Origin of the sequence: Vibrio sp. STUT-A11, assembly GCF_026000435.1 — a bacterium.
GTDB lineage: Bacteria > Pseudomonadota > Gammaproteobacteria > Enterobacterales > Vibrionaceae > Vibrio.
Genome location: NZ_AP026763.1, coordinates 1,876,978 through 1,891,712, shown reverse-complemented (window position 1 = coordinate 1,891,712; position 14,735 = coordinate 1,876,978). Strand labels below are relative to the sequence as shown.

Annotated in this window: 11 protein-coding genes; 7 read left to right on the top strand and 4 right to left on the bottom strand. The window is 45.1% G+C overall.

The window, feature by feature from the left end; translation table 11 throughout:
• Positions 1–218 precede the first annotated feature (218 nt).
• On the top strand, positions 219–1,838 hold the full coding sequence (locus OO774_RS08910) for a sensor histidine kinase (RefSeq protein ID WP_264901664.1): 1,620 nt from the start codon (positions 219–221) through the stop codon (positions 1,836–1,838).
• Positions 1,835–2,521, top strand: coding sequence for a response regulator (locus tag OO774_RS08905; RefSeq protein ID WP_264901663.1), 687 nt, complete (start codon positions 1,835–1,837; stop codon positions 2,519–2,521). The genes OO774_RS08910 and OO774_RS08905 overlap by 4 nt, the downstream gene beginning before the upstream one ends.
• An 83-nt stretch (positions 2,522–2,604) precedes the next feature.
• Here the strand turns inward: OO774_RS08905 and OO774_RS08900 are convergent, their stop codons facing one another.
• A complete protein-coding gene (locus OO774_RS08900; protein WP_264901661.1) occupies positions 2,605–4,740 on the bottom strand; it encodes a TonB-dependent siderophore receptor in 2,136 nt (711 codons plus the stop codon).
• A gap of 125 nt (positions 4,741–4,865) precedes the next feature.
• Positions 4,866–5,810 (bottom strand): AraC family transcriptional regulator, encoded by a 945-nt coding sequence (locus OO774_RS08895; RefSeq protein WP_264901660.1) that lies wholly within the window; start codon positions 5,808–5,810, stop codon positions 4,866–4,868.
• 523 nt (positions 5,811–6,333) lie between these two features.
• On the opposite strand from OO774_RS08895, the gene zwf reads away from it, so the two are divergent.
• The 3 genes from zwf to gnd are packed head-to-tail and all read left to right on the top strand — an operon-like array spanning position 6,334 to position 10,036.
• Positions 6,334–7,836 (top strand): glucose-6-phosphate dehydrogenase, encoded by a 1,503-nt coding sequence (zwf, locus tag OO774_RS08890; protein WP_264906093.1) that lies wholly within the window; start codon positions 6,334–6,336, stop codon positions 7,834–7,836.
• Positions 7,833–8,549: a 6-phosphogluconolactonase gene (gene pgl / locus OO774_RS08885; RefSeq protein ID WP_264901659.1), complete on the top strand. Its 717-nt coding sequence runs from the start codon at positions 7,833–7,835 to the stop codon at positions 8,547–8,549. The genes zwf and pgl overlap by 4 nt, the downstream gene beginning before the upstream one ends.
• 38 nt (positions 8,550–8,587) lie before the next feature.
• The gene (gnd, locus tag OO774_RS08880) at positions 8,588–10,036 is read left to right on the top strand and encodes a decarboxylating NADP(+)-dependent phosphogluconate dehydrogenase (protein WP_264901658.1); all 1,449 of its coding nucleotides are present in this window, start codon (positions 8,588–8,590) and stop codon (positions 10,034–10,036) included.
• 82 nt (positions 10,037–10,118) lie between these two features.
• Here gnd and OO774_RS08875 read toward each other — a convergent pair whose 3' ends face one another.
• A complete protein-coding gene (locus tag OO774_RS08875; protein WP_263836905.1) occupies positions 10,119–10,322 on the bottom strand; it encodes a hypothetical protein in 204 nt (67 codons plus the stop codon).
• 492 nt (positions 10,323–10,814) lie between these two features.
• Between OO774_RS08875 and OO774_RS08870 the strand changes: the two genes are divergently transcribed.
• Positions 10,815–10,952 carry a hypothetical protein gene (locus OO774_RS08870; protein ID WP_014231947.1) on the top strand — a complete coding sequence of 46 codons (138 nt, stop codon included), beginning with the start codon at positions 10,815–10,817 and terminating at the stop codon, positions 10,950–10,952.
• Between the two features lie 79 nt (positions 10,953–11,031).
• On the opposite strand, the gene OO774_RS08865 is transcribed toward OO774_RS08870, so the two are convergent.
• Positions 11,032–12,789 carry a sigma-54-dependent Fis family transcriptional regulator gene (locus OO774_RS08865; protein ID WP_264901656.1) on the bottom strand — a complete coding sequence of 586 codons (1,758 nt, stop codon included), beginning with the start codon at positions 12,787–12,789 and terminating at the stop codon, positions 11,032–11,034.
• Positions 12,790–13,046: 257 nt separating this feature from the next.
• Between OO774_RS08865 and OO774_RS08860 the strand changes: the two genes are divergently transcribed.
• Complete coding sequence (locus tag OO774_RS08860) at positions 13,047–14,567, top strand: aldehyde dehydrogenase family protein (RefSeq protein ID WP_264901654.1); 1,521 nt, start codon at positions 13,047–13,049, stop codon at positions 14,565–14,567.
• Positions 14,568–14,735: the final 168 nt, after the last annotated feature.

Sequence of the window (14,735 nt, the reverse complement as noted above, 5' to 3'; positions counted from 1 at the left end):
TTCATGTTTTCGAATTGATTATATGTATGTTATTGAATACATAATGATTGCGTGTCGTTTTGTGAATTATTGAGTTTAACCATTTTGTTCCGTCTATTATTTGACCACAACTATCGCTGTTTGTTTGCGTTGTTCACAGATTTACTATCTGATAACAGCCTGACTGTTAACTCAATGTTAACTTATGTGGCTTGGAAGGTGTTGATGAGGAGTAAATAATGAGTTGGAGCACCATTAGCTTTCGTAAGCGAATGCTCATTATTATGACACTTTCTGGCTTGATTGAGTTGTTGCTACTTGTTGCCGCTGGGTTTACCTATCTGAAAGTGAATCAAGAGCAAGAAATGGGTGAGAAAGCACTCGGAGTCGCTCAATTCTTAGCAAACTCGGAGATGGTCCGAGAAATCATACAGAGTGACAATTCAGAGCATTATCAAGATCGTTTTCGCGACCTGACCCAAGCTATTGGTGCGGCATTTATCGTCATTGGTGATCATCAAGGTGTGCGTGTCATCCACCCTATTGATGAGCGAGTTGGAAAGCCGATGAAAGGCGGTGATAACCAACGAGCACTTGATGAAGGCAAGTCATATATATCGACAGCGAAGGGCTCATTGGGTTACTCGATTCGAGGGAAAGCCGCGATATTTGACGAACAAGGCCAAGTTATTGGGGTCGTGTCGGTCGGTTATTTGCTGGAGCGGTTACAAGATCGCATCGAGCCTTTTTTAACTTTCTTAATTCTCATGGTAATTGTTGTAGTTATCGCCAATGCGGTGGTTTCGAACTATGCCTCAAGAAAGTTTCAACGGGCAATTCTGGGCTTTGAACCAGAAGAAATTGGCCGTTTGTACGGCGAACTCGAAGTTACGATGGGTACCATTAAGGAAGGGATACTGAGCATAGATTCTGATGGTGTGCTTCGTTCAATAAACCGCAGCGCGTGTCAGATATTAGGGATAGACAGAGAAACAGCACTTAATAAGCCGTTAACAGACACTTTACGTGATAGCGATTTATATACCGTGCTTGAAACGGGTCAAGAAGATCACGATATTGAAATTTACCTCAATCACAAACGCTTAATTGCCAATCGTTCTCCAATATACGTTGATGGAAAAGTGGTGGGGGCGGTATCCAGTTTTCGTCTGCGTGATGAAATCAGTGAATTGACAGAGCAGTTGTCACAAACCAAAGAGTATGCAGAACTGTTGCGTTCTCAAACACATGAACACAGAAATAAACTCAACACCATCAGCGGTCTTGTCCAAATGGGAGAGCTTGAAGCCGTGCAAAAACTGATAGGTCAAGAAACCGCGCATTACCAAACCATGATTGAGTTTTTACGCGACACAATAAAAGATCCTCTGATTGCGGGTATGTTGTTGGGAAAAACAGAACGTGCTCGCGAGCTTGGTTTAAATCTGGTTGTGGAAGAAGGGAGCCGCTTAGAGCCGCTGCCTGAATGGTTAAACGCAGAAGATTTGGTGACCATTTTAGGTAATTTAATTGACAATGCTTTTGATGCGACGTTATCGACGATTCGTGAAGAGACCGCGGTGGCGATTGAACGCCGAGACATCGAAGTATCGCTGAGTGACTACGGGAACGAAGTGATCATGGAAGTCAGCGATCAGGGCTGTGGACTGCCAGAACACATCGAACCACAAACACTTTTCAAAAAAGGCATTTCAACAAAAGCGCTCCATAATCGGGGGGTGGGGTTGCACTTGGTCAATCAACTTGCCACACGCTATCACGGTCATGTTGAGATGCTGCCGAATACGCAATATGGAACGAGAATAACCGTGTATTTGCCTAAGGAAGAACAAATATGAAGACGGCGACGCGTGTCATGATCATCGAAGATGATCTCGCTATTGCAGAACTCCACCATAAATACCTCAGCCAATTGTCCGGCTTAGAGGTGGTGGGCATAGCCACAACGCGAATGGAAGCAGAAATGCAATTGGAGATACTCAAACCCGATTTACTGCTGATGGATGTGTATCTACCAGATGGGACAGGGCTGGAGATCCTCAATACACTGCGCGCAAGAAATCAAACTTGTGATGTGATTTTGATTACCGCTGCGAGAGATGTTGATACGCTGCAAACGGCGATGAGAGGCGGTGTCGTTGACTATCTACTAAAACCGATCATGTTTCCGAGGTTAGAAGTTGCACTGAAAAAATACCTTGCGCAGCGTGAGCGATTTGATGTCGCAGGCAGCTTGGATCAGAGTCAGGTTGATAAGATGTTTCAGTCGAACAATATTGCAGACTCAGGCGCAAAGCGTCTGCCGAAAGGGATTGATAGTGTCACGCTGGATAAAATCCGAGACTTGTTCCCGGGTGAAGAAATGCTCACTGCGGATGAGGCTGGAGAAAAAATCGGAGCCAGTCGAACCACGGCAAGACGATATCTGGAATACTTAATTAGCTCTGGTGAATTAGAAGCGGATTTAAATTACGGCACGGTAGGGCGCCCTGAACGCTGCTATAAAAAAGTGACAAGGTGACTTTTTCTGACCAGTTAGACCTTCGAAAACGGTGGCATTGAAGCCACCGTTTTTTATTTCAAAGTTGAAACCTTGCCAGCGAACTAAAACTTGTACTCTAACTTGGCTTCAACAGAGCGCTCTGCGCCAAACCAGCAATTACTTTTGTCGTAGCAAGAGTAGTACTCTTTATCAAACAGGTTCGATGCAGACAGCGTAACTGCGGCACCTTCAAGTGATTTAGACACAGAAGAAAAGTCATAGCTTGCTGATACATCCACCAGCGTATAGTCAGGCACTTGTTCACTATTCTGTGCGTCCATTTGTGATTCTCCTACATAGCGAACGCCTGCGCTGGTTTGCAGTCCGGACAATGCGCCTTCAAAGTAGTAATTCGCCCACAACGATGCCATTTGCTCTGGCACCCAGACGGGAGTTTTGCCTTCTTGACCGTAATAACTGTCTTCGGTGATCTCCATGTCAATGTAGGTGTAGTTCAGCGTCAAGTCAGCTTGTGGCGTTGCCTGCCATTTAGTTTCTAACTCGGCACCTTGAGAGACGACTTCACCCGCTTGATAATTGGGCGCATAAGGGTTGTTCGGGTCGTTCAAGATGGTATTTTTCTTGGTGATATGAAAGAACGCTAATTTGCCCGAAATGTTACTTTCCCATGGTGCATATTTAAAGCCCAGCTCCCATTGATGACCTGTTGAAGGCTCAAATGCATTGCCATTCGCATCCGCTCCGGCAATCGGTTCGAAACTTTCGGAGTAGGTCAGGTAGGGTGACATTCCGAAATCAAGTTCGTATAGACCGCCAACACGGAACGAAAGATTGGTGTCATCTAACTCTTCTTTGCTGTTGGATACTGAGCCAAGGTAATCACTGGTGGTATCCGTATCTGACTCGTATTTATCCCAGCGTAGGCCAGCAATCATCACCAGTTTGTCATAGCGCGCTTGGTTCTGGAGATAGACACCAATCTGCCTGGTTTTGATATCAATATCTTGTTGATATTGGAAATTAAGAGAGTTTCTATCAATTTGATTGTGGTTTGGGTTAAAGATGTCCTGTGTCAGCGAGTAATCAAGCGTATCTTTGTACTTCACATCCGAGTCTAAGTATTGATAGTCCAAACCAAGAAGCAGGTTATGTTCCCAGTTGCCTGTTTTGACCAAGCCTGACAGTTGGTTATCGACAACAAATGAGGTTGACTGTTCATCGGTGAGGTAAGCGTTGCGTCCAACGGTGCGGTTATCATCAGCGAGATCACTGTTATAGGTGTTTTCCTGATACGCGTCCGCTGTCATGTAGCGAGCGTTTTGCAAAAACTGCCAGCTATGATTGAAATCATGCTGAATTTTATATCCCACCATAAGAACTTCACGCTCGTATGTGTTCCAGTTCTCATCGCCTAAAAAAGTATTCGGTGACATTGAACCGAGGGGGTTACTCGACGCTGAACCCGCTGCCGGAACGGTGGTATAAATGCCTGCCGATGGATCATTTTGGTAATATACATTCACGTTCACCAGCGTGTTTTCGGTCGCTTGCCAGTTGAATGAAGGAGCGAGAACGTAGCGCTCATCCTCTGAAGTATCGGCCTGACCGTCGCGTTGCTTCGCCAGACCAACTAGTCGGTAATCCACGTTAGAATCGCCCAACTGACCGGTTGTATCGAAACTGACCTCTTTTAGATGATTAGAGCCAGTTCTTATGGCGAGACTATTTTCAGGTTCAGATTGTGGCGTTTTAGCAATGATATTCACCATGCCACCTGGCGGGATGTTTCCGTACAGAACCGACGTTGGTCCTTTGAAAACCTCAATCTGTTCTAAGGCAACCGCATCAATTTGTGGCTGAAGATTCCAGCCATTGAAAAGTAGGGGAAGACCATCGTAAAAATTGGTGTAGTTAATGAAACCACGAATATTAAAAAGATCGAGACGTGAGACGGCACCACCGCGCAGTTCCGTATTTACGCCCGAAGCATAACGTAACGCCTCACCTACGGTACTGACACCACGTAAATCCATGTCTTCCTTGGTTAGAACAGTTATCGCCTGGGGTGTTTCTTCTGGAGCCAGAGCGGTTTTTGTTGCTGTGTTTCGATAGGTTTCACCAAGAACAGTGATGGTTTCGTATTGAGATTGGTCTTCATCGGCAATGACAGGCCCTGAGACAAATGCAGCAACAACGACAGCAAGTACTGAGCGTTGAAATCGAACTGAGCTTTTCATATGAGTTCCACTACTTAGTTATTATTTGATAATGATTGTTATTTGTATTTTATAGAGTGGGGAATGCGAAAAGTTAACAATTTGGTGCAAATATAGCGATGAAGATACAAGTTTTTAGGTTGTATTCATTTTGAGCTTATCGATTTTACTGGGAGCCAATATTGCATCTGAGCATTTTCACTTTCGGGTTGGTAATCTGGAGGGTAAATTTCCAGTTCGTAACCGTCGATACCGCGATAGTTCGAGTTGGGTAGCCAATGTAGGATAAACCATTCTAGAGTCTCAGTTAGCTTGGAGACTCGGCCAGAATGGGTGATAACAGCGTAGCTTTGTTCCGGAACCAACAACGTTTCCAATAGAGTGAGAGAATCATCGTTCGGTGCCGAGGATGGTTCTGTTTCTAATTGGAAACCCGCCCAGTACTCAAGTTGAGAGCTACCTGAATGAGCGTTCGCTACATCGATAACACCAAGACAGGCGTGTTGGTCTAAGTTGTCCTCAATAGAAGTAAGTTTTGTCCAGAGTCTCGGCACTGTCGATTGAAAATCTGGCTCGGAGGAGAACAGGCCATTAATGGATTGGTGAACGCCTTTGAGTCTAAATGCCGGTTTTGTTTCTATTTTAACGTCAGCGAAGCGCACACCTAACCTTGAAGTCTTGGATACGGGTAGCAAGACGAAAGGTTGTCTAACGCCATACAACTGCCGTTTTTGGCGATATTCCCTTGGACTCAGAGAAAACATTTGTTTGAAAGCGCGGCTGAACGCATTTTCTGAGGCGAAGCCAAGTTCAAGAGCAATATCCAGTGAGCGTTCAGAACTGTTTATCAGCCTTTCGGCAGCAAAGCTTAACTTTAACTCTCTAACGTAGTGAGCTACTGACATGCCGGTATGTTGCTGAAAAACCCTTTGTAACTGCCAGCGTGACCAACAACTTTTCTGCGAGATGTTGTTAACATTGAGAGGCAACTCCAGATTGTTATGGATGTAATCAAGCACATTCTGAATACGCTTAATGGGGTACGTGTGGGTTACGCCAGAGTTCATTACATTATCGTTGTGTGTAGACATAAGCGCCATTATCTAATATTGCGAATGATTATCAATAATGAGGAGTAAAAATTTGTCGGCGTTAGATTGCAGTTATCACTGACTTGACTACTAAATGAATGTTTTTCATTCAATGTAGAGTTTTAACTCAAATTGTAAGTAGATCTTGCTTGAGTTTTTTTATTTATAAAATACAAGTAGTTAATCGTTTTCCTGCAACTTATTTAAACGTTTGCACTGGCAAGTGTTGATGTAAATCAAATTGTCGTAGACAATACTGCACCGTGTCGGACTCTCTTTCAGCCTAAGTGACGGAGTGCTCCTTGACCTAAATGACCTCAACAAGTCGTGCTTTTCGTGCTTTTCGTGCTTTGATACATTAAACGAGTACGACTTATTGAGGTTCTTTGGACCTAATTTGACTTACCTATCAACGTAATAGGTAAGAGCAATTTTCTATTTTGAAGTGCCGTTGATAGGGTAGGCTCATCTTTTTAGCCATATCCAGGCACACAATAAGTACCTCGTTTTTAAGGGAAAGATGATGGTAATACCAGAAAACAGCAGCATCGTTATTTTTGGTGCTTCAGGCGACCTTACATACCGTAAGTTAATTCCTGCTTTATACCACCTTTATGCGAATAAGCAGCTTCCAGATAACTTTGCGATTCTGGGCGTAAGTCGAACTGAATACAGTGATGAATCTTATCGTGAAAAGCTGAAGAAATCGCTTCAGGAGATGGAAAAAACAGAGCCAGAAACGCTCAATGCATTTATTAACCATCTGCACTACCAAGCTATCAATACCTCAGATACCCAAGATTACGGCAAGTTGGTGACTCGTTTAGATCAACTAGCCGACGAATACCAGCTAGAGCAGCGTAATACGCTTTTCTATCTAGCGACCCCTCCAAGCTTATACAGCGTTATTCCTGCTAGTCTTGCAGCACATGGACTGAACAACGAAGAAGATGGTTGGAAACGTCTGATCATTGAAAAGCCTTTCGGTTACGATCTTGAATCTGCACGCAAACTGGACCAAGAAATCCACGAGCATTTCCAAGAGCACCAGATCTACCGTATTGACCACTACCTGGGTAAAGAAACGGTACAAAACCTGTTAGTGTTCCGCTTCTCAAACGCAATGTTCGAACCACTGTGGAACCGTAACTTTATTGATTACGTTGAAATCACAGGCGCGGAGTTCTTAGGCGTAGAAGAGCGTGGCGGTTACTACGATAACTCGGGTGCAGTGCGCGATATGTTCCAAAACCACCTGCTACAAGTATTAGCGATGGTTGGTATGGAGCCGCCAGCACAAATCAATGCTGATTCTATGCGTGATGAAGTCGTAAAAGTCCTACAGTGTTTGAAGCCTCTGGATGAAGAAGCACTTCGCAACGACCTGGTTTTAGGTCAGTACACGGCATCTGATGTACGTGGACAGCATCTACCAGGTTACCGTGAAGAAAACGGCGTAGCAGATGACTCTCGCACAGAGACCTACATCGGCCTGAAAGCCTACATTAATAACTGGCGTTGGAACGGCGTTCCTTTCTACGTGCGCACAGGTAAACGCCTGCCAACACGCGTGACGGAAGTGGTTATCCACTTTAAAGCGACGCCACACCCAGTGTTTGGCCAAAATGCACCAGAAAACAAACTGATCATCCGAATTCAGCCAGACGAAGGTATCCAGATGAGTTTCGGTTTGAAAGAACCAGGTGCTGGTTTCAAAGCCAAAGAAGTGAAGATGAACTTCCACTACACTTCTCTAGAAGAAACGCAAATGCTGACTGCCTACGAACGTCTGCTGCTTGATTCACTAAACGGCGACGCGACACTATTCGCACGCAGCGATGCTGTGGAAGCATGCTGGCAGTACGTGCAGCCAATTCTGGACTTCAAGCAAGATCCACAATCGCTCTTTGGTTACGCATGTGGTACTTGGGGACCAAAAGAAGCCGATGATTTGCTGCAACGCGACAGCCGCGCATGGCGTTTCCCATGTAAAAACTTAACAGATACGGACTACTGCGAACTATGATCAACCATAAGATCTTCAACACAGCACAGCAGGTTGTGGAAAGCTTAGCCAATGACATGCAAGCGCTGAGCGAACAAGGACGACCTATTCACATCTCATTGTCTGGTGGTAGCACACCAAAAATGTTGTTTAAGCTTCTGGCGAGCGATGCATATGCAGAGTCAATTCAATGGCAAAACCTTCACTTCTGGTGGGGGGATGAGCGTTGTGTCGCGCCAGATGACGCAGAAAGCAACTACGGTGAAGCAAACACTTTGTTGTTTAGCCAGGTAAACATCCCGGCAGAAAACATCCACCGTATCTTGGGTGAAAACGATCCACAAGCTGAAGCGGAGCGCTTTGCAAAAGAAATGGCAGATGTGATCCCGTGTGAAAACGGCACGCCAGTATTTGACTGGATCCTGCTAGGCGTTGGCGCTGATGGCCACACTGCTTCTCTGTTCCCTGGTCAGACTAACTACGCAGACGAGAACTTATCTCTGGTTGCATCTCACCCTGAGTCTGGTCAGCTTCGCGTGTCTAAGACAGCGAAAGTGCTAGAAGCAGCAAAACGAATCAGCTACCTGGTACTAGGCTCAGGTAAAGTTGAAATCGTTCACGAAATTCACACGACTCCGGCAAGCGAGCTGCCTTATCCTGCAGCAAAAATCCAGTCTAAAACTGGTGACACGGAGTGGTATTTAGATTTAGACGCAGCAGCAAAAATTTCTTAATACGCTGCTCGTCAATGGAACACAATTGGAGAGAAACAATGAAAGGTGATATCGGTGTAATTGGCCTTGCGGTAATGGGTCAGAACCTTATCCTAAACATGAACGACCACGGCTTTAAAGTTGTGGCTCACAACCGTACTGCAGCAAAAGTAGACGAGTTTTTGGAAGGCCCGGCAAAAGGCACTAACATCGTTGGCGCATACTCTCTTGAAGAGCTGGTAGAAAAACTAGAAGCACCACGTAAAGTGATGCTGATGGTTCGTGCAGGTGACGTTGTAGATAAGTTCATCGACGCGCTGGTTCCTCTGCTAGACAAAGGCGACATCATCATCGACGGTGGTAACACTAACTACCCAGATACTAACCGTCGCGTTGCAGCACTACGTGAAAAAGGCATTCACTTCATCGGTACTGGTGTATCTGGTGGTGAAGAAGGCGCACGTTTTGGTCCATCTATTATGCCTGGTGGCGCAGCAGAAGCATGGGAAGCGGTTAAGCCTATCTTCCAAGGTATCTCTGCAAAAACTGACGCGGGTGAGCCTTGTTGTGACTGGGTTGGTAACGACGGTGCAGGTCACTTCGTTAAGATGGTTCACAACGGTATCGAATACGGTGACATGCAGCTGATCACTGAAGCTTACCAGTTCATGAAAGACGGTCTTGGTATGTCTGCTGACGAGATGCAAGCCGTATTCGCTGACTGGAACAAAACTGAGCTAGACAGCTACTTGGTTGAAATCACAGCTGACATCCTTGGTTACAAAGATGAAGACGGTGAAGCACTAGTTGAGAAGATCCTAGACACGGCTGGCCAGAAAGGTACAGGTAAATGGACTGGTATTAACGCGCTAGACCTAGGTATTCCTCTAACGCTTATCTCTGAGTCTGTATTCTCTCGTTGTCTGTCTGCACTGAAAGACCAACGTGTTGAAGCTGAAAAACTATTCGGCAAGACAATCACGCCAGTTGAAGGTGACAAGCAAGAGTGGGTTGACGCATTACGTCAGGCACTTCTAGCGTCTAAGATCATCTCTTACGCTCAAGGCTTTATGCTAATGCGCGAAGCGTCAAACGAAAACGGCTGGGACCTAAACTACGGTAACGTTGCTCTTATGTGGCGTGGTGGTTGTATCATCCGTTCTGCGTTCCTAGGCAACATCCGTGATGCATACGAAGCGAACCCAGATCTAGCGTTCCTAGGCTCTGATGATTACTTCAAAGGCATCCTACAAAACAGCCTGGTAGCGTGGCGTAAAGTTGCAGCTAAGTCTCTAGAAGCAGGCATCCCAATGCCATGTACGACTTCAGCGCTTACTTTCCTAGACGGTTACACAACAGCTCGTCTACCTGCTAACCTGCTTCAAGCTCAACGTGACTACTTCGGTGCTCACACTTACGAGCGTATCGACCGTGAGCGTGGTGAATTCTTCCACACTAACTGGACGGGTACAGGCGGTGACACAGCGTCTACAACTTACGACGTTTAATACGTTTTAAGTACACCGACACAATCTAAATGGATGCCCAAGTGGCATCCATTTTGTGTTGGACAAACCAAGGCGAGAGTCTTCAGCCGCTCTTTCCTTTGGTGTGACTTTTAGGGTGGAGAAACTTATCTTTTAAGTACAGGATTACGCTGATAACCAGCGCTGCCGCGGAGACCGTAAATAACGCATACATGCTCAGGATCCAAGCGAATGTGGCGGTCAAAAACGCAATAAAAGAAAACATTCTGCTAAATGACATGATATGACCTAGCTTGTTACTTTTCATAACGCCTCCCAAATTTTAGTGGGTAGAGTCAAGAGAGCTCTCACTTCATTGTGATTGTCTCCATTTCTTTGCTTTAGCGCCTAAAAAAACAGCTAAATATTTCTCAAAAAAGGTTGAATGTTGAACCTGTAGACAAAATTTTCATTGAAATGAAGAGATATGCAGGGCAAGTGTACTTTCAATCCAGAGAAAAACTCATCCTTTACGTCTGGGCGTTGAGGCCTGTTTTTTTCTTTTTGAGACAATAAGTTGCTGCCAAACAAGTAATAAGAACCGTTATCACAGCCAGCTGTTATTAGTGCTATTACTTTGAGAGTCGTATTAGGTAAGCCTTTGAACTACGCCCGGAATATTCTCGTAAATGGAGGATGTGTCACTGTTAAATACACACTATCTTCAACATCAGCCACAAGCCGCCAGAGAAAGCCGTTTTCACTGGTTCTATTTATAAAGGCTTAAAGGCAACAATCACAACTCATTGAGGTTCTCAAGATGACTCTTAACAAGTACTTTGTTTTCAACCCTGCCAAATTGGAGCAGGACACTCAAAAGAACAATAAAGTGGTATCTGAAAAGGAAACTCAACGTCAGGCATTGGTTAAACAGGCACAACAAGCTGGCGGGCTCTAACGCCAACGATAAAAAAGAAAGAGCACCCATTGCGGGTGCTCTTCAAAACGCCTTCATAGCCATCATTAACGATGATTGATTATTTAATCATTCCCATGCTCTTCAGCTTCCGATAAATCGTATTCCGGCTCACACCGAGCATTCGAGATGTCTTACTGATGTTCCCTTGATTGGCTTGGTAGGTTTTTACCAGTTTGTCTTCGACTGTAGTACGTATATCCGTAGTCGGTTCTGCGCTTGCCTGTTGTTGCATCTGGCTAAGTTTCTTAGATAAGTGAGTTGGGACATGAGCAAGTTCTAACATCGCCTCACCTTGTGCCATTAGTGCAGAAACCTTTATCAGGCTATCGAGCTCTCGCAAATTACCTGGCCACGAATAAGTGAGCAACAGAGATAACAGGTGAGGGCACAAGTGTTGATTTGGTTCCGCATGTCGGCGGTGAAGACTTTCAATCAGCTTCTGCTTGTCTTGTCGCTCTTCCAATCTAGGCAACTCGATGATCAGCCCATTCAGTCGATAATATAAATCTTGTCGGAACTCGCCCTGTTCAACCAAGGCTTCAAGATCTTTATGTGTTGCCGCAATAATCTGAGTATCAACCTGAACGCTTTGATTGGACCCAACAGGAAGTACGGTTTTGTCCTGAAGTACATGTAGAAGGCGGCTTTGCGCAGCGATGGGTAAGTCAGCAATTTCATCGAGAAATAGGGTGCCTTTGTGTGCTTGACGAATCTTACCCTGATAGCCCTTGCTGTTTGCCCCGGTAAACGCTCCCGCAACATAGCCAAACAACTCGGATTCAATAAGATCTTTAGGCAGTGCACCACAGTTGACTGCCACCAGAGGGCCGCTTTTTCGCTGGCTATTTTTATGCAGTGCTTTTACAAACTCGTTTTTACCGACGCCAGTTTCACCCAGTATCAATAAACTAATGTCTTTATCGATGACGCGGTTTGCTTGTTGCCAACAGTGTTCAACTTTAGCGTCACCAAAATGAAGATCATTGGAGGCACTTAAGGAGCGGGACTGGTTTTTTGTTTTTGAGAGTGGTGCCGTTTTGAATACGATAGGTTGGTCTGAATTCTGATACGCTAAAATCTCGTCTAATGATTGACCCACCACTGTGCTGCAGTCGAGTAACTGCGATGCGACTTGGTTGTGTGCCAAAATTTCACCTGCTTCGTCGGCGATAATAATGCCTTGCCAGCCGCTGTTTAATAGATCTTTATCGCACGCCAAATCGACCCGAATATGACCGCTCGGAATCTGATTTAACATTTGGTTTTCGACCAGCTGAACCATATTCTGCACGAGTACTTGGGTAGACAAATCATGCTTTTCCTGTTCACTGGTGATGTCCAAGACCCCAAGGAGATGACCTAGATGGTCGAATATAGGGTTCGCCGAACAACTGATAAAACGATGTTGCTGAATAAAGTGTTGATCGCCAATGACCGAGACTGGTTTAGCCTCGACTAAAGCGGTACCGATGGCATTGGTTCCTTTCAGCTTTTCCTGCCAACAGGCACCTGAGCTAAGGGCAATTTCGGTCAGCTTTTCTCTAAATCTTGGTTTTCCCCAGCTACCGATGATCACGCCATCTGCATCGGTAAGAATTAGCCGACTACTACTGTGTGCGAAAAGCTGGTTAAACAGAGGCAGCGCAAATTGCTTAACTGCATCGATCAGGAAGTTCAATTGGTGACGTCTGTCCTTAAGTGTCGCCGAGTTGACACGGACATCTTCCGGGAGTCGGCGCTGTTTTAGACCCGCTTGTTCGCTTCTGAGCCAAGAAGTTGAAAGCCAGTTATTATCGGTAATATGTTGAAGTTCCATGACTGTACCATTTTGTCACAGTGAGCATGTGCCATTTTGGAACACTTGAACACTGGTGTTCACACCATACATCTATTCAAACAACACTCACTTAAATTGTTATCGCTTGGTAATCATAGTGTTGCATTTAATTAACAACAAGTCTGTCTTACTTGGCCTGTGACTTGCGTATTACTCTTCGTTAACAGTGACCTATGACACTGTCAAAAAACAAAGTGTTTCAAACACTAACTGAACGAGAAACAAAAGGAAGAGTTATGATTTACGCACAACCAGGTAGTGAAAATGCCATCGTGAACTTCAAATCACATTACGACAACTTTATCGGCGGAGAGTGGGTGAAACCGACAGGTGGAGAGTACTTCGACAATATTTCGCCAATTAACGGAAAGCCGTATTGTAAAGTTGCTCGTTCTGGTGAAGCTGATATCAATTTAGCATTGGATGCAGCACACAACATCAGAGAAAAGTGGGCGAAAACCAGCGCTGCAGAGCGTTCTAATCTTCTTTTAAGAATTGCAGATCGCCTTGAACAGCACGTTGAAGAGCTGGCGTTGGTGGAGACATGGGAAAACGGTAAACCGATCCGTGAAACACTGGCAGCAGACATTCCACTTGTTGTCGACCATTTCCGCTACTTTGCAGGTTGTATTCGAGCACAGGAAGGCAGTGCCGCTGAAATTGATGAGACAACGGCAGCGTACCACTTTCCAGAACCAATTGGTGTGGTAGGTCAGATCATTCCTTGGAACTTCCCTATCTTGATGGCGGCATGGAAACTCGCGCCAGCGTTAGCAGCAGGGTGTTGTGTGGTACTCAAACCTGCAGAGCAAACGCCGACGTCGATTTTGGTTCTGATGGAAAAAATCGCCGATTTACTACCACCAGGTGTTGTGAACGTGGTAAATGGTTATGGCTCAGAGGCGGGTCAGGCACTGGCAACCAGCAACCGTATTGCGAAGCTGGCATTTACAGGTTCAACGCAAGTGGGTAACCACATTCTAAAATGTGCAGCTGACAACCTAATTCCTTCAACCGTTGAGCTGGGTGGTAAATCGCCAAATATCTACTTCGCAGATGTGTTTGATCACGAGGATGAGTTTGTCGACAAGTGTATTGAAGGTACGCTGTTGGGCTTCTTCAACCAAGGTGAAGTTTGTACCTGTCCATCTCGTGTGTTGGTTCATGAGTCAATTTATGACAAGTTTGTTGCTAAAGTGGCTGAACGTGCGCAGTCAATTAAGCAAGGCAACCCGTTAGATACCGAAACTCAGGTTGGTGCACAAGCTTCGCAAGAGCAATTCGATAAGATTCTAAGCTACCTGGAAATCGGTCGCGAAGAGGGCGCTAAAGTTGTCTTTGGTGGTGACATTGCCAAACAAGAAGGTGACCTTGAGCAAGGTTACTACATTCAGCCAACGCTGTTGGAAGGTCATAATAAGATGCGTGTTTTCCAGGAAGAAATTTTTGGACCTGTTATCGCAATTACGACCTTTAAAGACGAAGCAGAAGCACTAGCGATTGCTAACGACACTGAGTACGGCTTAGGTGCTGGTGTTTGGACACGCGATCAAAACCTGGCTTACCGTATGGGGCGTAACATTGAAGCGGGCCGAGTTTGGATCAACTGTTACCATGCTTACCCAGCTCACGCAGCGTTCGGTGGTTACAAGAAATCTGGTATTGGACGTGAAACGCACAAGATGATGTTGGGTCATTACCAAAATACTAAGAACCTTCTGATCAGTTACAGCGTTGATCCGCTAGGATTCTTCTAATTCGCTTCTTCTAATCAGAGAGCGCTGTAGTAACTAAGAAAAAGCAGTATTAACTCAAGCCCCGTATATTTGGGGCTTTTGTTATCAATTAATAAATTTGTTGTATACAAACATGTAAACGAATTTTATATGCTGTGAACTCATGCATAATCAATCGATTAACGCTTG